18 protein-coding genes are annotated in these 21,733 nt (G+C 66.0%); 12 read left to right on the forward strand and 6 right to left on the reverse strand.

From position 1 onward, the window contains the following. Positions 1–106 precede the first annotated feature (106 nt). On the forward strand, positions 107–850 hold the full coding sequence (locus EGT50_RS03810) for an MBL fold metallo-hydrolase (RefSeq protein WP_127951206.1): 744 nt from the start codon (positions 107–109) through the stop codon (positions 848–850). A 95-nt stretch (positions 851–945) separates the two neighbouring features. On the opposite strand, the gene EGT50_RS03815 is transcribed toward EGT50_RS03810, so the two are convergent. The 5 genes from EGT50_RS03815 to EGT50_RS03835 form a co-directional block, all read right to left on the reverse strand. Continuing rightward, the gene (locus EGT50_RS03815) at positions 946–2,307 is read right to left on the reverse strand and encodes a beta-1,3-glucanase family protein (protein ID WP_206615715.1); all 1,362 of its coding nucleotides are present in this window, start codon (positions 2,305–2,307) and stop codon (positions 946–948) included. A gap of 173 nt (positions 2,308–2,480) precedes the next feature. Next, on the reverse strand, positions 2,481–3,911 hold the full coding sequence (locus tag EGT50_RS03820; protein WP_127951207.1) for an MmgE/PrpD family protein: 1,431 nt from the start codon (positions 3,909–3,911) through the stop codon (positions 2,481–2,483). Continuing rightward, positions 3,908–4,750 (reverse strand): cyclase family protein, encoded by an 843-nt coding sequence (locus EGT50_RS03825; protein WP_127951208.1) that lies wholly within the window; start codon positions 4,748–4,750, stop codon positions 3,908–3,910. The genes EGT50_RS03820 and EGT50_RS03825 overlap by 4 nt, the downstream gene beginning before the upstream one ends. Beyond that, a complete protein-coding gene (locus tag EGT50_RS03830; RefSeq protein ID WP_127951209.1) occupies positions 4,747–5,586 on the reverse strand; it encodes an HpcH/HpaI aldolase/citrate lyase family protein in 840 nt (279 codons plus the stop codon). The genes EGT50_RS03825 and EGT50_RS03830 overlap by 4 nt, the downstream gene beginning before the upstream one ends. After that, a complete protein-coding gene (locus tag EGT50_RS03835) occupies positions 5,583–6,377 on the reverse strand; it encodes an IclR family transcriptional regulator (RefSeq protein ID WP_127951210.1) in 795 nt (264 codons plus the stop codon). Before EGT50_RS03835 ends, EGT50_RS03830 begins: the two co-directional genes overlap by 4 nt. Positions 6,378–6,640: 263 nt before the next feature. Here EGT50_RS03835 and EGT50_RS03840 point away from each other — a divergent pair, with 263 nt between their 5' ends. From EGT50_RS03840 to EGT50_RS03855, 4 genes are read left to right on the forward strand one after another with little or no spacing between them, the layout of a single operon-like run. Next, positions 6,641–8,050, forward strand: a complete 1,410-nt coding sequence (locus tag EGT50_RS03840; protein WP_206615716.1) for an FAD-dependent oxidoreductase — start codon at positions 6,641–6,643, stop codon at positions 8,048–8,050. 37 nt (positions 8,051–8,087) lie between these two features. After that, positions 8,088–9,548 carry a dihydroorotase gene (locus EGT50_RS03845; RefSeq protein ID WP_127951212.1) on the forward strand — a complete coding sequence of 487 codons (1,461 nt, stop codon included), beginning with the start codon at positions 8,088–8,090 and terminating at the stop codon, positions 9,546–9,548. A gap of 11 nt (positions 9,549–9,559) precedes the next feature. Continuing rightward, complete coding sequence (locus EGT50_RS03850; protein ID WP_127951213.1) at positions 9,560–10,777, forward strand: CaiB/BaiF CoA transferase family protein; 1,218 nt, start codon at positions 9,560–9,562, stop codon at positions 10,775–10,777. A gap of 45 nt (positions 10,778–10,822) precedes the next feature. After that, positions 10,823–12,127, forward strand: coding sequence for an MFS transporter (locus EGT50_RS03855; RefSeq protein WP_127951214.1), 1,305 nt, complete (start codon positions 10,823–10,825; stop codon positions 12,125–12,127). 31 nt (positions 12,128–12,158) lie between these two features. Here the strand turns inward: EGT50_RS03855 and EGT50_RS03860 are convergent, their stop codons facing one another. Further along, the gene (locus tag EGT50_RS03860) at positions 12,159–14,243 is read right to left on the reverse strand and encodes an acyltransferase family protein (RefSeq protein ID WP_127951215.1); all 2,085 of its coding nucleotides are present in this window, start codon (positions 14,241–14,243) and stop codon (positions 12,159–12,161) included. Positions 14,244–14,389: 146 nt separating this feature from the next. Between EGT50_RS03860 and EGT50_RS03865 the strand changes: the two genes are divergently transcribed. The 7 genes from EGT50_RS03865 (at position 14,390) to EGT50_RS03895 (ending at position 21,547) form a co-directional block, all read left to right on the forward strand. After that, positions 14,390–15,685 carry an adenosylmethionine--8-amino-7-oxononanoate transaminase gene (locus EGT50_RS03865; protein WP_127951396.1) on the forward strand — a complete coding sequence of 432 codons (1,296 nt, stop codon included), beginning with the start codon at positions 14,390–14,392 and terminating at the stop codon, positions 15,683–15,685. A gap of 31 nt (positions 15,686–15,716) precedes the next feature. After that, entirely contained in the window at positions 15,717–16,889 is a 1,173-nt protein-coding gene (locus tag EGT50_RS03870) for an 8-amino-7-oxononanoate synthase (RefSeq protein WP_127951216.1), read from the forward strand. After that, complete coding sequence (bioD, locus tag EGT50_RS03875) at positions 16,886–17,575, forward strand: dethiobiotin synthase (protein ID WP_127951217.1); 690 nt, start codon at positions 16,886–16,888, stop codon at positions 17,573–17,575. The genes EGT50_RS03870 and bioD overlap by 4 nt, the downstream gene beginning before the upstream one ends. A gap of 135 nt (positions 17,576–17,710) precedes the next feature. Then, positions 17,711–17,995, forward strand: a complete 285-nt coding sequence (locus EGT50_RS03880; RefSeq protein ID WP_127951218.1) for a hypothetical protein — start codon at positions 17,711–17,713, stop codon at positions 17,993–17,995. An 11-nt stretch (positions 17,996–18,006) separates the two neighbouring features. Then, a complete protein-coding gene (locus tag EGT50_RS03885) occupies positions 18,007–18,810 on the forward strand; it encodes a hypothetical protein (RefSeq protein WP_235870539.1) in 804 nt (267 codons plus the stop codon). Positions 18,811–18,861: 51 nt separating this feature from the next. Then, complete coding sequence (locus EGT50_RS03890) at positions 18,862–20,790, forward strand: fumarate reductase/succinate dehydrogenase flavoprotein subunit (protein ID WP_127951220.1); 1,929 nt, start codon at positions 18,862–18,864, stop codon at positions 20,788–20,790. 1 nt (position 20,791) lies between these two features. After that, positions 20,792–21,547, forward strand: coding sequence for a succinate dehydrogenase/fumarate reductase iron-sulfur subunit (locus EGT50_RS03895; protein WP_127951221.1), 756 nt, complete (start codon positions 20,792–20,794; stop codon positions 21,545–21,547). Positions 21,548–21,733 lie beyond the last annotated feature (186 nt).

The raw sequence follows: 21,733 nt of genomic DNA on the forward strand, positions 1-21,733 counted from the left end.
TGACCGCATCTGCGACGCCGCGTTGGATCTTGCTGCCGAGGGGGGCAACCGCGCGCTCACGCGACAGTTCCACAACTCTGATTCGATTGCCGCATAGGGTTGAACCGTGACAACCGTGGAAGAAGTAGCACCCGACGTGTTCCTTGCCGCCGGGACAGACGTGAACGTAGTGATCCTGCGGGACGGTGACGCCCTGACCCTGATCGACGGCGGCTATCCCGGGGACGTCGGCGCCGTAGAAGGTGCAATCCGCTCGCTCGGGCGAGCTCCAGAAGATATGCAGGGCATGTTGCTCACTCACGCGCACATCGATCACATGGGCGCGATCGCCGCCTTCCATGAACGCTACGGAATTCCAGTGTTCACGGACCCGACCGAAGTCGCCCATGCGCGAAGGGATTACCTCGAGCAGGCAACTGGCAAGGACTTCATCCCGATGCTGCACAAGTACGGCGTGCTGCCGTGGCTGCTCCGCATCGCCCGCGTCGGAGCAACCCGTTCGCTCTCGGTCGGCGACGCGCAGGCGTTCGCGTCGAGCGGTCCTCTCGATCTGCCTGGCGCTCCGGTCCCGGTGGCTACACACGGGCACACGTCCGGGCATAGCGCATATCACCTTCCCCAGCACGGCGTGGTCATCACCGGCGATGCACTGGTCACGGCACATCCCCTGTCGAAAGTCCGTGGTCCGCAACTACTCCCGAAGGTCTTCGACCACGGTAAGCAGGACACCGTATCGGCTCTCGACCACCTAGCCGTTCTTGACGCCGAAACAGTTGTGCCGGGCCACGGTCCGGCGGTGTTCATGCCCATCGCGGTGGCCGTCGAGCAAGCGCGTGAGCGAAGCCGGTGAGTGCCGCAGCGGACGAATCTCCTGCGCCCCCGCCCGCTGGGGGGTCGCCAGCTCCCTGACACCTCCTCGGGAACTGGCGACCCTCATCTAGTGGGCTACGACCCGAAGAACGATGCGCCGCCAGTATCAGGCGCTGGATTGCCGGGGTTCGGCTGCGGGGTGGGGGTGGGGTTCGGCTGCGGGGTCGGGGTCGGGGTCGGGGTCGGTTCCGGGGTCGGGGTGGGCTCCGGGTTCGGGGTGGGCTCCGGGGCGCCGGGCTCTTCCCCACCCCCATCACCTGGGTTCGCCGCAAACTCCGTCAGTGTGATCGTCCACGAGGTCGGGCCGTGGTCCTGGATGAACGCAGCGAAGTCGCTGACGTCGTCGAAAGCAAACCCGTATGCCTTGCCGTCGACGGTGTTCTCGTGCATCACCCGGGAGTAGTGGCTGGTGATCTCGTTCTTGTAGAAGAGCGAGGGGTCCAGGATGGGCTGATCGGCGTGGTCGAGAAGCGTCGACCGGTTGAGGGCGGAGCCCAGGATGGCGGCAACCGGCCCGGAGAGGCCGTCGTTCGGGGCAATCAGGGCGCCGTCACAGTAGAAGACGTCTCGGGTGCTCGGCTTCCTGACCGGTGCGACCCCACCGTCGAAGACAAGTTGGTCGCCCTGGACCCGACCGGTGAAGGTACGGCCGCTGAGGTGGTTGGTCACTCTCAGGTCGGTGGTGGCGTACTTGCGCCACACCTCGTTGACGTACTCGTCGTAGTAGGTGGGAGAGAACATTCCGGAGTCGATGCCGTGACCGGGCGCGATCACCCGGAAGTTGTCGCCGACGATGAGCGACGCGAATTCGGGGCGCCTTGCGAGCTCGGCAAAGATCTTCTCTCGGCCGCCGGGGATCAGGGTGCCTGTGGTCTGGGAGCGCTCTCCCTCCAACTGGATTGCCAACGGCACGCTGAACTGGTCGACCATGGAGGTGTTGCAGAACATACCGAGGTCGTTGAGGGTGAACTCGACGAAGTCGTGTAGCACCGTGAAGGCAGGGTCGCTCTCAACCCAGCCGGCCGGGTACTGCAATGCCCGCTTGCCGGCACCGTCGATGACCGCTCGAAACTCCAGTTCGCCGTCGATTGCGAAGTAGATTCGTCCTGACATCTGGGGGAGTGTGAAGCTCGTGTCCCCGCTGTTGGACAGCGGAATCCCCATGTCGAGGACGCTTCCGTCAGGAGCGTCCTGGGGGACCGGTGTGAAGCCCCCGCTCGAGTTGACGAATCCTTGCTGGCCGGAGGGGTTCACCCCCGGGATGTACATCGTGATCGCGCTGTTACCAAAGGCGCCGCTGGCGTTGACCACCTTTGTGGTGAGGGTGGTTGCCGCGAACGCGCGGGGAGTCAGGGCTGGGACGAGGGACGATAGGACCGGTGACCCCAGGGCAGCCGCACCGATTGCGGATCCGAGGAAGGCTCTTCTGCTCAACATGAATGCACTCCGGGTTTCGAGATGTTACCGAGCTGTTATCTCGGAGGAGGCGAGTCTCACAGGCCTCGCGGAGGAGTGCAACCGAGCGGATGCTTGTTACGGATCGCGATGCGTGTCTCCGGAGGAACACCTCCATGCCGCTGCATCGAGTTCCTCCGTGCCGCGGCGTTGACTCACCCGGGATGTGCGTCGCGCACGATGGACATCAGCTCCGGTAGGCTCCCGGCGTTGATCAGCTCGAGTGTCTTGTCCGCGACGAGCAGGATGCCGGTTCGGGACAGAGCACGACAGGCGTTGAGTTCGAACTTCGTGGTCAGCTCGTCGTCGGACAGGGGATTCTCGGGGCCGCCACGGTTGTGGCAGACCCGTGATTCGTGCCATTGTCCATCACGCGTCTTGACCCGAAGCACCGCCGGAAACTGGTGCGGGTACAGCTCGTTGCAGCGGTCGTCGTCGTGGCAGGTCGCCAGCGCGGCCAGTGCGAGGGTCTTCGGGTCGCGTGCCGCCTCGTCGGTGAAATCCCTGTGGCCGACACCGAGCCCGCTGCCTCCGAGGAGTGCACGCGCGACTGTGTAGGGCCCCGAGAAGGCTGCGTGATAGCCCGATTCGGGTGCCGACTTGGCCCCCGGTGGCTCTGCGATGGTGCGCAGTACCGGTGTGGGAACGCCGACGTCGATCTCGAGGATCTCGTCGGGGTCGACCCCTCGGGTACGCAGGTCTCGCGCCGCATCGATTCCGGCGTGCGTGAAGTGGTTGCAGGGGTAGGGCTTGAAGAAGATCCCCGGTAGTTCCCAGTGCTGTCCGAGGCGATCGACAACCTTGTCGACGTCGGCACGGTCACCGCAGTAAGCGTGCAGGAAGCCGAATCGACCCTCGATGACCGTGGGCGGCCCGGTGAGGCCGTGACGTGCCAGTTGTGCTGCGCCGACACCCGAATGTGCTGCCCACCCACAGTGAGCGCGTTTGACGGTGCCTCCGGTCCGGTTGGCCTCGAGCAGACCTGCACCGAAGCTGGCGGCGATACCCATCGCGTCGGCGATACCCCCGCTGCCCAGTCCGTAGAGCGAGGCAGCTGCCGCGGCGGATCCGACCGCGCCGCAGATCGAGGTCGCGTGCAGTCCGCGCTCGAAGAACTCCGAGTTGCCGAGATCCTTGTCGTAGCCACCCATCCCGAGCCGCACCGTGATCTCGATTCCGACGCCGGCGGCATCCAGGAGGCTCGGGCCATCAGCGCCAACAGCCTCGGCGACTGCGAGTGCGGCGGGGATGACGGATGCGGACGGATGCAGCACCGACGGCAGATGGGTGTCGTCGGAATCCATCGAGTGCGCGAGGGTGCCGTTGACGAGTGCGGCCGTTGCAGCGGGGAACCTGGCGCCGGTTCCGATCGCAGTGGCCTCCTCCGTGCCGGACCACTCACGGGCGACACCCGCGGCTGCCGTGGCGGACGGCTGTCCCAGCGCGGCAATGGAGTTCCCGAGGACGTCGAGGATTCGCCGGGCGACGTCCTTCCTCAGCTCCGGTGGCAGCCCGTGGTCCCGCGTCGTCGCGGCCAGATCGGCAAGCCTGTCGACGACGGTCTGGTGCGTGTCGCGGCGGTTCATCGGCCGACCAACGCCACCGGGCGCACCGGTGAACCGGTTCCGCCCATGATGCGCAGTGGTGCCATTACGAACGTGAAGTCGGAGAGTCCGCGCCGCGACGCGTCCTCGAGGTTCAGGTGCTCGATGATGTGAATTCCGTTGTCCACGAGCAGTACCCGGTGCACGGGCAGTACGCTGTGACCTTTGCCGGGCGGAATGTGTTCGAACGCTGTCGTGTCGGCGCCTGCGGCGACGATTCCGGTGGCGGCGAGCCACTTCGCCGCGCCGACGTCGGCACCGGGGACGCCGTCGGTCTGGCCGAGGTAGCGCTCGGGCGTGTCGAAGTGGCGTGCCCATCCCGTGCGAATCAGCGCGACGTCGCCCTGCTCGGGTACCACACCGGCGAGGTCGGCAGCGTCGCGTAGGTCGCCCTCGGTCACTGGCTGCCCGGCGTCGAGCACGTCCACACCGTGTACCCGAGCCACGTCCAGCAGGACTCCGCGACGGATGAGGAACGGGATCGATTCGGCGCCCAGCTCCGCGAAGCGCCCACCACGCTGTGCTTCCTGTGCGTCGATACCGCCGTGCAGCTTGCCCTCGTGGCTGACGTGGGACAACGCGTCCACGTGGGTGCCGACGTGACCGCCGGTGATGATGATCTCGTTCGATGCGGAGCCGCCGTCCGACCGCACCATGTCCCCGTGCCGGCGGATCAGGGTCATGCGGAAGCCGGGGTGATTCGGTGAGCAGGGCATGCCGGTCGCGTGGGGGTGGCCGAGTTCGACGACGTCGAGTCGACTCGACGTGACGGCGTCGAGGAGGGGGTCGACGCGCCCTGTCAAGGCAGCGTTCTCGGTCATGCATTTCTCCTCGGGTATTCGTATCGTTCGGCGCGCTCGAGGACGACGCGCGCGTTGGCGATGACGGCCGGGTCGATGAACCGGCCGTCGGTGTCCAGCACGGCGGATTCGCCATTGCATTCGGACCGCGTTGCACTGCCGACCACGCGCTGAGCCGCTTCGACTTCGTCGATATCGGGGGTGTAGGCGGCGTGGACCGGCGCGATCTGGCTGGGGTGCACCACCGATCGTCCGAAGAATCCATGAGTGAGTCCCTGGCGAGACGACTCGGCCAACCCGTCGAGGTCGGCGATGTTGGTCCACACGCTCTGCACCGGCGAGGCGAGTTGGGCAGCGCGCGCGGCGGCTACTGTCCAGCCGCGAGCCCACACGAGCCCGTCGGGCCCGACTCGCAGGTCGGCGGCCAGGTCGGCCTCGCCAAGTGCGATTCCTGTGACGCGAGGGTGGCACCGAGCAAGCTCGGGGGCGTTCAGCAGACCGGCCGCGGATTCCACGAGTGCGTGAACCTCGAAGGACACCCGTTCTGCGATCGAGGCGAGTGCCGCGGGCACCTCCGCCTTTGGCACCCGAATCCCCGCGGGCCGGGTGTCGGTGTGCATCAGCGCGTCGACCTCCTCCTCGGCGCATCCTCCGCTTCCGCCGTTGATCCGAACCCAGATCGTTCGATTCGGGTGGGTCCCGAGAGCGTCGAGCGTGTTCGCGAGGGCGTGTGTCTTCGCGTGCGCGGGAACGGCGTCCTCGAGGTCGATGACCACGGCGTCGGCGGGGCCGGCAACCGCCTTCTCGATCCGGTCCCCGCGGTGCCCCGGCACGTAGAGCCAGCTGCGGGGAGTCATTCCGCCGCCGCCGTGGTGGGGACGTCGACGGGATACCCGAGGTTGCGCGAGATGCGTGACGCGGCGTCCTTTGCTGCGCCCTCGTACGCGGTGCACGCCTCGGGCGTCATCCGGTAGGCGGGGCCGCAGACCGACACCGACCCGGCGATCGTCCCGTCTGCCCCGAAGACCGGGGCCGCGATCGACCCGGCCCCCTCTTGCCGCTCACCGACGGATCGGCACACACCGCGCTCGCGCGCTTCCCGGAGCGTGTCACGGAGAACGCCCGGCTCGACGATCGTCGTCGAGGTCAGTCTTGTGAGCGGTTGGGTGAGGACGTCCTCCTGTTCGTGTTCCGGGAGGAACGCCAAGATGATTCGGCCGGACGAACCGCTGTGCAGGTCGAAGCGACGACCGAGTTCGACGGTCATCTTGATCTCCTGGTCACTTTCGACTTGGTCGAGGTAGACCCGCCCTCCGGGGACTCGAGCGGAGACGGTGGCGGTTTCGCCGGTGACCCTCTGTAGGTCCAGGAGTGCATCGTGCGCGGCGCGGCGCAGCGGCGAAACGTCGATTGCCCGCGCGCCCAACGTCGCCGCAGCAGGACCCAGAAGGTAACGGCGCGTTGCGGTGTCGTACAGAAGCAGGCCGCACTCGACGAACGTCGTGAGGATGCGGTGCGTGACGGCTTTGGACAGGCCGGTCGAACGGGCGATCTCCGACACTCCGAGGGCCCTGGTGCGACGACCGAATTCCAGCAGAACCTCCGCTGCTCGCGCCGTCGCGACGGTTCCTCCGGTGGAGGGCTCCATGCTGTCTCCGTTCTCCAATCGTCCGGGAACACACTCATTGTGTGTACCGCGTGGCGGAACAAATGTCTAGGGGGTTCTTACCGTGTTCTGGGCGTCTTTACGCTATCAATCCGTAGAACAGGCCTTGTGTCGCCAAGCTTAGTTGTGCATAGTGCAGTAGACCACACCAAAATGGTCCGCTAAGCGGAACGACTGGTCTAGTGCAACGTTCGGTCTGGTGCGACTTTGGTCCGATGCGCTGGCGTGGGGCACGAGGAGGAACCTTGAACGGTCCAGATGTCGACTTGGTCGTCGCCGGTGCAGGCGGCGGATTGGTCGCCGCGCTGCGCGCTGCCGAACTGGGCGCGAGTGTTCTCGTCGTGGATGCGGACGGAGACTTTCGACGCGGCAACAACACCTCGATGTGCACGGCGATGATCCCTGCGGCAGGAACCCGCTGGCAGAGGGAGGCGAACATCGACGACAGTCCCGACAGGTTCGTGGCCGACATCGCTCGCAAGACGCACGGCACGGCGGACTTGCTGCTGGCACGGGCGCTCGCCGATGTGAGCGCCCCCATGGTCACCTGGCTCGCGGACTCCCTCGAATTGGATCTGCACCTGGTCACCGATTTTCGCTATCCGGGGCACAGCGCGGACAGGTGTCACACCATCGCCGGGCGCCACGGGTCACAGCTGCTCGGACACCTCGTGGATCGGACTCGCCGGCACCCGGGGATCGAATTGATCGCACCGATGAGTCTGCAGAACGTATCCACTACGAACGGGAGGGTCACGGGCGTCGAGATTGCCAGCCCCGACGGTGCCAGTGAGCAGGTCACGGCCGGAGCAGTGCTCCTCGCCACCAACGGATTCGGCGCCGACGCCGAACTGGTGCGGCAATGGATACCCGAGATCGCCGACTGCCACTATCACGGCGGTCAGTACAGCCGGGGGGACGCGCTCCGCATAGGGCGAGCCCTCGGCGCGGACACTGCTTTCCTGGACGCCTACCAGGGGCACGCGGCCTTGTCGTCGCGTTGCAAGACACTGGTGGGATGGGCGACGGTCCTGCACGGCGGGATCATCGTCAACCGCGAGGGCCGGCGGTTCGCACCGGAAACTACCGGCTACTCGGAGTTCGCCGCCCTGCTGGCCGCACAGCCGGAAAGCGCCGGCTGGATCATCATCGACGAGCGCATCGCCGACCTGTGCAGCACCTTCGACGACTTCCGCACGGTCGCGGAGAACGGTGGACTGGTCGAGGCAGCGAGTGCACGTGAACTCGCGGAACGGCTGCGACTGCCCGCAGACGTTCTCGAAGACGAGATCTCGGCGTCGCATCGGGCCGCCGCCGGGCTCGAGCCCGACCGGCAGGGGCGCATCGACGATCGACATGCACTCACCCCGAACTACATCGGGATCGGCATCACTCCCGCCCTGTTCCACACACAGGGCGGCCTGGTGGTCGACGGCTCGGCCCGCGTTCTGGACGAACGTGACCGCGCACCGATCGAGGGGTTGTACGCCTCGGGTGGCGCCGCCACCGGGATCTCCGGCAACGGAGCCGGCGGATACCTCGCAGGAAACGGTCTCATCACCGCGCTCGGGCTCGCCTTCCTTGCAGCGGAAGACGTCGGGCAGCAGAAAGCGTGGGCGCCCGGGTCGGCGTCTGAGTTTCACGCCATCGGTTGACCCAGACAGGAGATAAGGCCCAGACAGGAGAAAGGCAATGAGCAGCTACCTGATCAAGAACGGCACCGTTGTCCGCGGCGACAGTTCGGGTCCCGAGGAAGGCGAGCACACCGACGTGCTCATCGAGGACGGGAAGATCTCCGCCATCGGGCCGGGCCTGCGTTCCGACAACGTCGAAATCGTCGACGCGACAGACAAGCTCGTCTTCCCGGGCGTGGTGGACGCGCACCAGCACTGGGGTATCTACAACCCGCTGGCCGAGGACACCCTCACCGAATCGCGAGCGAGCGCACAAGGTGGCGTCACCACCGCACTGACCTATATGCGCACCGGTCAGTACTACCTCAACAAGGGCGGCGCGTATTCCGACTTCTTCCCCGCGGTGCTCGATGCCTCGAACGGGCGGTCGTACGTCGACTACGCGTTTCATCTGGCGCCGATGTCGAAGCAGCACATCGACGAGATTCCCGCGCTCGCCGCCGACCAGGGCGTGACGTCGTTCAAGATCTTCATGTTCTACGGCAGCCACGGGTTGCACGGGCGTTCGACCTCGCAGAGCGACTTCCTGATGATTCCCGAGGACGAGCGGTACGACCTCGCTCACTTCGAGTTCGTCATGCGAGGAATCCAGAAGGCCCGCGAGCAGATGCCCGAACTGGCGCCGCACATCTCGTTGTCGCTGCACTGTGAAACCGCGGAGATCATGAGCGCGTACACCAAGCTCGTCGAAGAGGAGGGGCAGCTCACTGGACTAGCCGCATACAGCGCGTCACGGCCCCAGCATTCGGAGGGGCTCGCGGTGACCATCGCGTCGTTCCTCGCCGACGAGACCGGGTTGCCGAATATCAATCTGCTCCATCTGAGTTCCGCGAAGGCGATGAAGGCGGCGATGAAGATGGCGCAGGCCTTCCCTCACGTCGACTTTCGACGTGAGGTGACCATTGGCCACCTCCTCACCGACATCGACACCGCAAATGGGCTCGGGGCGAAGGTCAATCCCCCGATCCGACCGCGGGAAGACGTCGAAGCCTTGTGGGAGCACATGCTTGCCGGCAACGTCGACTGGGTGGTCTCCGATCACGCGTGCTGCAAGGAGGAAATGAAGTTCGGCGACAACCGGGACGACGTCTTCGCTGCGAAGTCGGGATTCGGGGGCACGGAGTACTTGCTCGCCGGGTTGGTCACCGAGGGTCGCAAACGCGGACTCTCGTTGCGTCGCATAGCGCAACTGACCGCCACCAACCCGGCCGACCGCTACGGGCTGCCCGGTAAGGGCCGGATCGCGCAGGGCCTCGACGCCGACATCGCGATCGTCGATCCGAATCGGACGTGGACGGTGCGGGCCGAGGATTCGGAATCCACCCAGGAGTACACGCCGTTCGAGGGCTTCGAACTCACCGCCGTGGTGACGGACACGTTCGTGCGGGGCAATCGCGTTCTCGCAGACGGTGTCGTGGCAGGCGACCCCACCGGCCGTTACCTGTCGCGCCCGTACTGAGGAGCGGATTCGTGGCCAGTACAACAGATTACGAGCGCGCCACGGGGCCACTTCGGGGCTTCCGTGTAGTCGACGCCTCGACCATCCTTGCGGGGCCGCTCGCAGCCCAGATCCTCGGCGACTTCGGTGCCGAGGTGATCAAGATCGAGCATCCCCGCAAATCCGACGGCATGCGTGGCCACGGTCTCGACAAGGACGGTGTGCCGCTGTGGTGGAAGATGATCGGCCGCAACAAGCAAACGATCACCCTCGACCTGAACACCACGGATGGCCAGGGCATCTTCCGTGATCTCGCGGCCACGGCCGACGTGGTGATCGAGAACTTTCGGCCCGGCACGTTCGAGCGATGGGGTTTGTCCTACGACGTACTCTCGGCGGTCAATCCCGGTCTGATCCTGCTGCGCGTGACGGGTTTCGGGCAGAAGGGTCCGTACTCCAAGCGGCCCGCGTTCGGCACTCTGGTCGAGTCGATGAGCGGGTTCGCGCACCTGACCGGTCCGCCCGACGGCCCGCCGACGCTTCCCGCATTCGGCCTGGCCGATTCGATTGCGGGTATCGCCGGATCGTCGGCGGTGTCGATGGCTCTGCTCGAACGCGAGCGCAATGGGGGCATCGGCCAGCAGGTCGATCTCGATCTGCTCACCCCCATCATGACCGCCGTCGGCCCGGGCGTGATGTATGCCGATCAACTCGGAATCGATCAGGAACGCACCGGGAATCGGTCGCAGAACAATTCGCCTCGGAACCTGTACCGGACCAAGGACGACCAGTGGGTCGCCATCTCGACGAGCGCGCACGCGATCGCCGAGAGGGTCATGCGCATCGTCGGCCACCCAGAGGTGATGGACGAGGACTGGTTCGCGACAGGGCGGCAACGGGCTCAGCATGCCGATCTGCTCGACACCTATGTCGGCGACTGGATCGCCGAGCGGACACGCGACGAGGTGACCGAGGTCTTCGAGGAGGCCGGTGCCGCGGTAGCTCCGGTGTATCGCCCGAGCGACCTGCTGCGTGATCCACAGGTGGTCGACACCGACATGATCATCGCGGTGGACGACGAGGAACTCGGTCCGGTGCGCATGCAGAACGTGATGTGGCGGATGGGTGGCTCCCCGGGCTCGATCCGTCACACCGGCCGGGCAGCGGGAGCCGACACGGATCGCGTGCTCGCCGCACTGGGCCGAACACCCCACGACCTCGACGACCTGCGTGCGCGCGGCGTCATCTGACCAGGGTCAGCCGGACCAGGGTCACCTCATCCAAGGGAGCTAGCCTTGAAATCGCGTTGGTTGACGATCGGCATCGTCCTCGGCCTGGTGGTGGTGAACTACATCGATCGCAGCGCGATCTCCTACGCGGCGAGCGATCTACGAGACGAATTCGGGATCAGTGCAGGGCAATACGGCGTCATCAGTTCGGCCTTCTCCATCGGATACATGCTGTTCGCACTGCTGTCCGGCCCACTCGTCGACCGCTTCGGCCCACGCCGAGTGCTCATCGTGGGCATGTTCATCTGGGCGGCAGCCACAGTCCTCACACCGCTTGCCGGCGGCTTCATCGGACTGGTTCTGCTGCGCATCTTCCTCGGTGCCGGAGAAGCGCCGTGCTTCCCGGCTGCGACCCGCATCGCCAGTCGTTGGCTTCCGATCCAAGAGCGAGGAAAGGCGCTCGCCCTGATCGGTGGTGTCGCGGTGTCCGGCAGCCTATTGGTGGGCGGACCCATCCTTACCCAGCTGATCGCGTTCACCGGCTGGAAAGGCATGTTCGTGATCTTGGGGATCGCCGGAGTCGCGTGGGTGTTCGTTGCGCTGCCTTGGCTGAAGAACTCACCGAGTGAGGCGTCCTTCGTCTCCGACGACGAGCTTCGCTACATCCGTGAGGGTCAGGTTGAGGGCGAGGAGACCGGCCACGAGTCGAAGGCTGACTGGGGGAAGGTCATCCGCAACCGCAACCTGTGGGTCGTCGGTCTGGGCTACTTCGCTTGGGGGTTCATGTTCTGGGTGTTCATGTACTGGCTCCCGCAGTACCTCGAGCACTCGTTCGGGCTCTCCATCCAAGCTATCGGCGCGTTCTCCGTTGCGCCGTGGGCTGCCGGTGTCGTCGGCGCGCTCGCCGGCGGGATCATCGTCGACCGTGTCTACAAGCGCACCGAGAGCATTCGATCACGGTTCGTCATCATCGGTGTCGCCCTGCTGCTCGCCGGGGCGTCAGTGGCACCGATCCTGTTCGTGCCTGGAAACTTGACGGTTGCGCTGATCTGCATTTCGGCGGGCGTCGGCTTCGGCTTCATCACCGGGGGCATCTGGTGGGTGGCGTCGATCGATGCGGCTCCGACACAGCCGGGTACCGCCGCAGGCTTCGCCGACGCGTGCTTCGCGTTGGCGGGAATCGTCGCACCGACCGTCGTCGGCTTCATCGTCAGCCAGAGCGGAAGCTACGACGGCGGATTCGTCGTGATGTCGGTTCTGTGTCTCGTCGGCGCTACCGCGATGCTGTTCTTCACCGAGGAGCAGGAGCGGCACCCCAGCGACGCCGCGAATCCTCCCGGTGAGTCCGCAGACGTGGGAAGTGTTCGATAGGACGGAGATTGACCGGTCCTAGGTTGACCGGTCACCACCACCCGGTCGCTGGACCGAGGGCGAGCCCGAGTGGGGGCGCCAGAGTCCGGGAGTAGGACGCGGTGAGGTGGTTCGAGTCGCGGTAGATCAGGATGTTTCCCTCGATGACCCGGCAGCGATCAGTGCGGCAAACAGCGTCGGACAGATCGAGCAGCCGAACGTTCGGCAGTTGGGCGGCGGCGCCCGGCGCCGGGTCGACTGCCGACAGAACCATCTCGCGGTCGATGCCGCACGATTCGGCGTTGCCGCCGCGTCCGGCGAGGCAGTCCGAGGCCCGGTACTCGACGCCCTCATGCTCGAGCCAGGGCGTGTCGCGTATCGCGACGACCGGGAGTTGTCGATCGGCGAGTGCCTGCCACAACGTGACGTAGGCGGCGGGGGTGTAGTCGCCGGGACCGTCGGGCCGCGGGCGCGTCGAGGTGCTGAACACGACGTCAGGGGGGTTTGCATCGAGCGCGTCGATCACGCTGAACGTCCACTGCTCGCATTCGCCGATTTCTGAGTCGGGTCCGGGTGGCAGCACCGCCGGGCATCCCACCTTCAGGTAGGTCTGCACTCGAAAGTTGTGTTCTCGGCCGAGGATGTCGATGGCCGGTTGCCAGTTCTCGGCGTGTGAGCCTCCGATGAGTGCGAGTGTGCGGGCACTGTTGGGGTCACCGTACGTGCAGGTGCGCGCGAACGTCTCACCATCCTGAGCCAGGCAGCCATCGGTCGTGGAGTCTGGGAGGTCCGCGTGAGCGACGAACCGCGACGGTTGTTCTCGCTCCTGAGGTGCGTCGGCGCCCTCTGTCAGTGCCGCGGCGCCCGGATAGATCAGCGGATCGAGTTCGGTCTGCTGTGCCGACTCGTCCGCCCTGCGGTCGATGAACGTGGTCAACGACACCGACCCCCCGGCGATCGCGACCGCGACCACGGATACGGAGGCGATCAGCACCGTCCGGGTACGGCCCGACCCAGAAGGTCGACGAATCGGTGTTTCGATCAGTCGGGTGGTCGCTTCCGCGAGCACCAGGGACAGCACGATGACGACGAGACCGCCCGTGAATCCGGCGTCGGGCTTGTCGAACAACACGAGATACCCGATCAGGATCGGCCAGTGCCACAGGTACAGCGCGTAGGCCATATCCCCGAGACGATGCAGTGGGCGAGTCGTGAGCAGACGCGTGACCGGGTTGTCGGTCCCGGTATCGGAACTGTTCGAATCGGACCCGGAATATCCGGCCATGATCAGGGCCAGGGCCGCGCCCACCGGAACCAGAGCCCACGGTCCCGGGAATTGGTTGCGGCCGTCGAGAAACACCCCGCACCCGATAAGGATCGCAAGGCCCGCGAAGGACAGCAGGATCCGCGTCGATCGGGGGAAGCGCAACCACGGCGCGACGCATGCCAGGAGACCGCCCGCCAGCAACTCCCACATGCGGGCGCCGGTGTCGTAGTACAGCCAGGTCTGCGGCATCGAGCTGGTTGCCGCGTAGATGAACGACGCTGCCGTGAACACTGCGAGCAGGACAGTGAGCGGCAACCGAACCGCATAGCCGCGCGACCGCAACAACCACGCGGCGCCGAACACCACGGCGAGCGCGGCCAGGTAGAACTGCCCTTGGACCGAGATGGACCACAGGTGCTGCAGCGGACTGACGGACGGATCCGCAGCCAGGTAGTCGCTCGCCGTGTCCGCAAGGTGCCAATTCTGCAGAAACAGCAGCGATGCCGTCGTCTGCCTCGCAGTGTCGTACCAGGCCGTCGCGGGGTAGTGGAGGATCGTGAACGCCGCGACCACCGCGAGGATCAGTACCAGCGCAGGTGCGAGACGGCGGGTAACGCGCCGCACGACCGGGACCGGATCCAACGGCTTCAACGACTCGGCGGTCCGTAGCAGAGAGCCTACGAAGAAGAATCCCGACAAAGTGAGAAAGATGTCGACGCCGCCGGAGACCCGACCGAACCACACGTGGTAGACGACGACGAGGGCGATTGCCAGACCGCGAACGCCGTCGAGGTCACCCCTGCGAACTGTGCGGACGCGGTTCTCCGAGCCCAGCTGCCCGGTGGATCTATCGGCGGGTTGGAGGAACACGCAATCCTCTCCGGTCTGCTGGGCGTGGGCTGGGCTCGAGTCGGCGCGCGCCGCGGACCGGCGGTCGGCAGCGCCGCCTCCACGTTACCTGTTGCACCGATCGACTATCTGAGCGCCTACAGTCGGGCAGCGTGAACCCCGTGCGCATGCCCTTCGATCGGATCGTCGAAGTCGACACCACCCACTTGTGGCACCCCTATGGAGCGCTCCCGGCCTCGACCGCCCCACTCGTCGTCGAATCCGCAGAGGGCACTCGGCTGACCTTGGCAGACGGCACCGAGCTGGTCGACGGAATGAGTTCGTGGTGGTCGGCCATCCACGGCTACCGCAATCCGGTGCTCGACGCCGCCGTCACCGATCAGCTCGGCCGCATGAGCCATGTCATGTTCGGCGGGCTCACCCATGCGCCCGCCGCCCGCCTCGCGGAACTGTTGGTCGAGATCACACCGGACGGTCTCGACAAGGTGTTCCTCGCGGATTCCGGTTCTGTCTCGGTCGAAGTAGCCATCAAGATGTGCCTCCAGTTCTGGCGGAGCAGGGGCCGACCCGAGAAACATCGCCTGCTGACCTGGCGAGGTGGTTATCACGGCGACACATTCGCAACCATGAGTGTCTGTGATCCGGACGGCGGCATGCACTCGATGTGGACCGACGTCCTCGTTCAGCAGGTGTTCGCACCCGTGCCTCCGCGAGACTTCGACGCCGTCTACGTGGCCGAGTTCGAGCGGCTCGCGTTCGAGCATCGCGACGAACTAGCCGCGATCATCGTCGAACCCGTCGTTCAGGGAGCGGGCGGCATGCGCTTCCACCACCCGAACTATCTGCGGGAACTGCGCAGAATTTGTGACGAGCACGACCTGCTCCTGGTGTTCGACGAAATCGCGACCGGATTCGGCCGCACGGGCGAACTCTTCGCCGCAGACCATGCCGGAGTCGCACCGGATGTGATGTGTGTCGGCAAGGCGCTCACAGGCGGCTACCTCACTCTCGCTGCGACCCTTTGCACGGGGTCGATAGCGGAGACGATCAGTGCCGGCCCGGGTGGGGGCATCATGCACGGCCCGACGTTCATGGCGAACCCGATGGCGTGTGCCGTCGCGGCCACGGCGGTGGAGTTACTGCTCACGCGGGACTGGCGGGCCGAGGTATCGGCGTTGAACGAGGGTCTCGAACGCGGCCTGGCTCCGGCACGCGATCTGCCGGGCGTCGCGGACGTGCGGGTGCTCGGCGGAGTCGGCGTGATCGAACTCTCTGATCCCGTCGACATGCAATCCGCGACGGATGCAGCGGTCGCGGCCGGCGTGTGGCTTCGCCCGTTCCGGAACCTCATCTACGCGATGCCCCCGTACGTGTGTACCGCCGACGAGATCGACCGTATCGCCGCCGGCATGGTCGCCACTGCACACAGTCAAGTGCGCCTGTCCGCACTGCCTCCGAATTGAACGGCGTTCAATTTGCTTGTATCATGCTTCGATGGGTACCGAACGCGCCGGAGGCGCTGCATGCGATGCACTGTCCTGGCTGGACGACGTCGAGAGGGAGCGGCAGGCGGCCGGTCTCCGGCGTGAGTTGCGTCCGCGCGGTGTTGCCGACCCTCTGATCGACCTTGCCTCCAACGACTACCTCGGACTCGTTCGTCATCCGCGGGTGTTGGCGGGAGCCATGGATGCCCTCAATCGGTGGGGCAGCGGAGCGACCGGTTCCCGTCTGGTCACCGGCACGACGTCCGATCACGAAATGCTCGAACGTGAGCTCGCTGAGTTCGTCGGTGCCGAGTCCGGCCTGGTGTTCGCGAGCGGTTACGCGGCCAATCTCGGCGCGGTGACCGCGCTCTCGGGCAGGGGCTCACTGATCGTCTCCGACGCCGGTTGCCATGCGTCCCTGGTCGACGCGTGCCGCCTCTCCAGAGCGCGGGTCGTCGTCGCTCCCCATACCGATGTCGAGTCCGTCGCGCGGGCACTCTCCGAGCGAACCGAGGAGCGCGCACTCGTGCTCACGGATTCGGTCTTCAGCGCCGACGGCGACCTCGCCCCGCTGCTCGAACTGCACCGCGTGTGCCGGGAGCATCGAGCCGTCCTGCTCGTCGACGAGGCGCACGCTATCGGCGTCCGCGGTCGCGGTGGCCGAGGGCTCGTGGAGGAGGTCGGTCTGGCCGGCGCGCCGGACATCGTCGTCACCGCAACCCTGTCGAAGTCACTGGCCAGCCAGGGTGGCGTGGTGTTGGGATCGGCCAAGGTACGTGCCCATCTCGTCGATGCCGCCCGCACGTTCATCTTCGACACCGGTCTCGCCCCGGCCGCGGTGGGTGCCGCCCGGGCGGCGCTGTCTGTTTTGATCCGGGAACCCGAGCGCGTGACTGCCGTACTGGACCGGGCGCGCAAACTCGCCCGGATCACCGGGAGCGACGAGCCCTCGTCGGCCGTTGTCCCGGTCATCCTCGGTGACCCCGACGTCGCGTTGGCGGCGGCTACGGCGTGTCGCGAGCGTGGGCTGCACGTGGGCTGTTTCCGTCCGCCGTCCGTGCCGTACGGCACATCGCGTCTGCGTCTGACGGCGCGTGCGACGATCGACGCGGACGAGATGTCGCGCATCGAATCCATTCTCTCCGAAGTGCTTTCGGATCGGATGGTGGCGGCTCCGGCATGAGCGTGCTGATCGTCGCGGGGACGTCGACCGATGTAGGCAAGACCGTCGTCACCGCCGCGCTCGCGGCAGGACTGAGCGCGGCGGGCCGTTCGGTCGCGGTGTGCAAGCCCGCGCAGACCGGTGTCGGTCCGGATGAACCGGGTGACATCGCAGAGGTGACGCGCCTGAGCGGTGTCACCTCGACGGTCGAATTGGCCCGCTTTCCCGAGCCTCTCGCTCCGGACACCGCTGCGCGGCGCAGTGGCATGCCGCTCGTGCGCCGTGCCCAGGTCTTGTCGGCGGTACGCGAGCTCGACGCCCGGCACGACGTCACGCTCGTGGAAGGCGCCGGGGGGTTGTTGGTACGCCTCGGCGCCGGCGGGTTCACGGTCCGCGATCTCGCCGTCGACCTGGACGCTCCCGTTGTCGTGGTGGCGGCGGCGGGCTTGGGCACCCTCAATCACTGTGCGCTGACGGCTGAAGCGCTCGCCTCGGCGCGTGTGAAGTGCAGTGGATTCGTCATCGGCTCATGGCCGCGAAATCCAGACCTTGCGGCTCGGTGCAATCTCGACGACCTCCCGGTCGTCACCGGTTCGCCACTGGTCGGACGTGTTCCGGAAGGGATCGCGGGACCGGACGTGGCCGGGTTCGCCGCTGCTGCTGCCGAGTGGTTCGATCCCGACTGGCTCGAAACGCTGGCAACCTGACAATCCGCACATCGAGGCGGTGCTTCACGTACTGTGAGTGCCATCACATCAGGTAGGCGGACCGGGTGGCGGACCGACAGCGAGCTGCCGCACCGATCCGACTGAGTACTCGACCAGTGCTTTTCGGAGGTACGGATGACCACCACCGAGGTGATGGAGTTGCAGCGCACCATCGGCCATCTCCGCCAGTGCGTGGGGTCGCTGCGAAACATCTACGGCGATGCGACTGTCGTGCGCCGACTCGCCAACGACGTCGATCGTCTCGACATCGACGCCAGCGATCTGCAGGAATCGCCGCCGCGCCCGACCGCCGGCGCCACTACCGAGCGTGTGCAGGTGCCGGACACCCCGTACGACCGCTCACTGTGGCAGGGCGCGGACGACGAAGGTCTCGGCGGCAACCCGCACGAGAACGCGTGAGGGCGCCGCGCGTGACCGAGATCGGCGCACCGCCGCCGGCTCGGGCGGCAATCGCTGCGCGAACACTGCGCACCGACCGGTGGTGGCTTGCCCCGCTGCTCACAACCCTCGGGCTGTCGGTATTCGTTGTGTACGCGACGATTCGTTCGTTCGTGCGCACCGCGTACTGGGTGGACGAGTACCACTACCTGACGCCGTTCTACTCGCCGTGCATCAGCGAGTCTTGTGTTCCCGGCGCGAGTCACCTCGGCGTGTGGGTGGGCGAGTTGCCGATGTGGATCCCGCTCGCCTTCCTCTCGCTGCCGTTCCTGCTGGGTTTCCGGCTGACCTGCTACTACTACCGCAGGGCCTACTACCGTTCGATCTGGTTGGCGCCGCCCGCGTGCGCCGTCGCCGAACCGCACGCTCGCTACACCGGTGAGACGCGACTACCGCTGATCATCCAGAACTCGCACCGTTACTTCTTCTACTTCGCGGTCGTCATCTCGTCGATCAACACGTACGACGCGGTCCGCGCCTACCAGGGGCCGAACGGCAGTTTCGGTCTCGGTCTCGGCACCCTGATCATCACAGCCAATGTGATCCTGCTGTGGGCCTACACGGTCTCATGTCACTCGTGCCGCCACGTGACGGGCGGCCGCCTCAAACACTTCTCGGCGCACCCGGTCCGTTACCGGCTGTGGACGTGGGTGAGCAGGCTCAACACCCGGCACATGCAATTTGCGTGGATCACGCTCGGGACGCTCATCCTCACCGACTTCTACATCATGTTGGTCGCGAGCGGCACCATCTCGGACCTGCGACTGATCAACTGAGTTCCCACCATCCCGGCGTCACCGAACGAATCATCGAGAGGGGCAGTGTGCATGGCCGAAGTCGAACGGCACCGCTACGACGTGGTGGTCATCGGCGCCGGTGGCGCGGGGCTGCGCGCGGTCATCGAGGCGCGCGAGCGGGGGCTGTCGGTGGCGGTGGTGTGCAAGTCGCTGTTCGGCAAGGCGCACACCGTCATGGCCGAGGGTGGGTGCGCGGCCGCGATGGGAAACGCGAACCCTAAGGACAACTGGAAGGTTCACTTCCGGGACACAATGCGCGGCGGCAAGTTTCTCAACAACTGGCGAATGGCGGAGTTGCACGCACGCGAGGCGCCCGACCGCGTCTGGGAACTCGAGACGTACGGCGCCTTGTTCGACCGCACCGAAGACGGCCGCATCAGTCAGCGGAATTTCGGTGGGCACACCTACCCGCGTCTTGCCCACGTCGGCGACCGCACCGGGCTCGAGCTGATCCGTACCATGCAGCAGAAGGTCGTCTCTTTGCAGCAGGAGGATTTCGCCGCGACCGGGGACTACGAGGCTCGGGTGAAGGTGTTCGCCGAGTGCACGATCACCGAACTACTCAAGGATGGCGACCGGATCGCCGGCGCGTTCGGCTACTGGCGCGAGTCGGGTCGCTTCGTGCTGTTCGAGGCGCCCGCCATAGTCTTGGCGACCGGTGGCATCGGCAAGTCGTTCAAGGTGACCTCCAACTCGTGGGAGTACACCGGGGACGGGCATGCGCTCGCGCTTCGCGCCGGAGCGAACCTGATCAACATGGAGTTCGTCCAGTTCCATCCGACCGGCATGGTCTGGCCACCGAGCGTCAAGGGCATCCTCGTCACCGAAGGCGTCCGCGGCGACGGCGGGGTGCTCAAGAACTCCGACGGTGAGCGGTTCATGTTCTCCTACATCCCCACGGTGTTCAAAGGCCAGTACGCGGAGACCGAGGAAGAGGCCGACCGTTGGTACGCCGACCCGGACAACAATCGGCGTACCCCGGACCTGTTGCCGCGCGACGAGGTAGCCCGTGCCATCAACTCCGAGGTCAAGGCCGGCCGGTCCACCCCGCACGGGGGCGTCTACCTCGACATCGCGTCCCGAATGCCCACGGACGAGATCGTGCGACGACTGCCGTCCATGCATCACCAGTTCAAGGAGCTCGCCGACGTCGACATCACCAAGGAGCAGATGGAGGTCGGTCCCACCTGTCACTACGTCATGGGCGGTATCGAGGTCGATCCGGACACCGGATCGTCCACGGTGGCAGGCCTTTTCGCGGCGGGTGAGTGTTCGGGCGGCATGCACGGATCGAATCGGCTGGGAGGGAACTCGCTCTCGGACCTCCTCGTGTTCGGTCGGCGCGCGGGACTCGGCGCGGCCGACTACGTTCAGTCGCTCGAGACGCGCCCGACCGTCGCCGAGGACGACGTCACGACTGCCGCCGGCGCAGCGGTCGCACCCTTCGATCCGGCGGACTCCGGCGTGGGCGAGAACCCGTACACGTTGCACACCGAGCTGCAGCAGACGATGAACGACCTCGTCGGCATCATCCGCAACGAGGAGGAGATCGAGCGAGCCATCGCCAAACTGGACGCGATCAAGTCGCGTCTCTCGGGTGTGAGGGTCGAAGGACACCGGCAGTTCAATCCGGGTTGGCACCTCGCGCTCGACCTGGCGAACATGGTGTTGGTCAGCGAGTGTGTGGCGCGCGCGGCACTGATGCGCACGGAGAGCCGCGGCGGACACACCCGCGACGACTACCCGGACATGGACGCGCAGTGGCGATCGACGCTGTTGGTGTGCAGCACCGTGTCCGGCGACCGGACGTGGGGGGACGCCGCCGTCCCGGATGTGATCGTCACCCGCGAGCAGCAGCCACCCATGCGTCCGGATCTGCTGGGACTGTTCGATATCGACGAGCTGGAGAAGTACTACACGGATGCCGAGTTGGAGGGGCACCCGGGAAGGGCGACGTGACATGGGTTACCAGGCGAAGTTCCGGGTGTGGCGCGGCGATGCCTCCGCCGGTGACCTGCGGGACTACACGGTGGAGGTCAACGAGGGCGAAGTCGTCCTCGACATCATCCACCGCATCCAGGCCACCTTGGCTGCAGACCTGGCCGTGCGGTGGAACTGCAAGGCCGGCAAGTGCGGCTCGTGCTCGGCCGAGATCAACGGCCACCCCCGCTTGATGTGTATGACGCGGATGTCGACGTTCGCCGAGGACGAGACGGTGACGGTGGCGCCGCTGCGCACCTTCCCGGTCATCCGTGACCTGGTCACCGACGTCTCGTTCAACTACACCAAGGCCCGCGAGATCCCCTCCTTCACCCCGCCGCCCGGGCTGGCGCCCGGTGAGTATCGGATGAAGCAGGCCGACGTAGAGCGCTCACAGGAGTTTCGCAAGTGCATCGAGTGCTTCCTGTGTCAGAACACATGTCATGTGATTCGTGATCACGAGGAGAACGAGGAAGCGTTCGCCGGCCCGCGCTATCTCATGCGGATCGCCGAGCTCGAGATGCATCCACTTGACACCGCTGATCGCCGCGACGCGGCCCAGGACGAGTTCGGACTCGGCCTGTGCAACATCACCAAGTGCTGCACCGACGTGTGCCCGGAGGATATCCACATTACCGACAACGCACTGATCCCGATGAAGGAGCGGGTGGTTGGCAAGCGATACGACCCGATCGTGTGGCTGGGCAACAGGCTGTTCCGGCGAGGTGACCGCTGACCCATGAACGTCCCGGTGATCCTGTGCGCCAGTCGGATTGGTGCACGCCCATCCACATTGAACACCGGACGGAACCTACCGTCGGCAGCCGTCCCTGGGTGACGGCGCGGATGCCGAGAATATCTCTGCCACTTACGAAAACGATGTCCTGGCCGTGATGATCCCGGGTCGTCGCACTCGGATGAC

This window comes from Rhodococcus xishaensis (genome assembly GCF_004011825.1).
GTDB classification, from domain to species: domain Bacteria; phylum Actinomycetota; class Actinomycetes; order Mycobacteriales; family Mycobacteriaceae; genus Prescottella; species Prescottella xishaensis.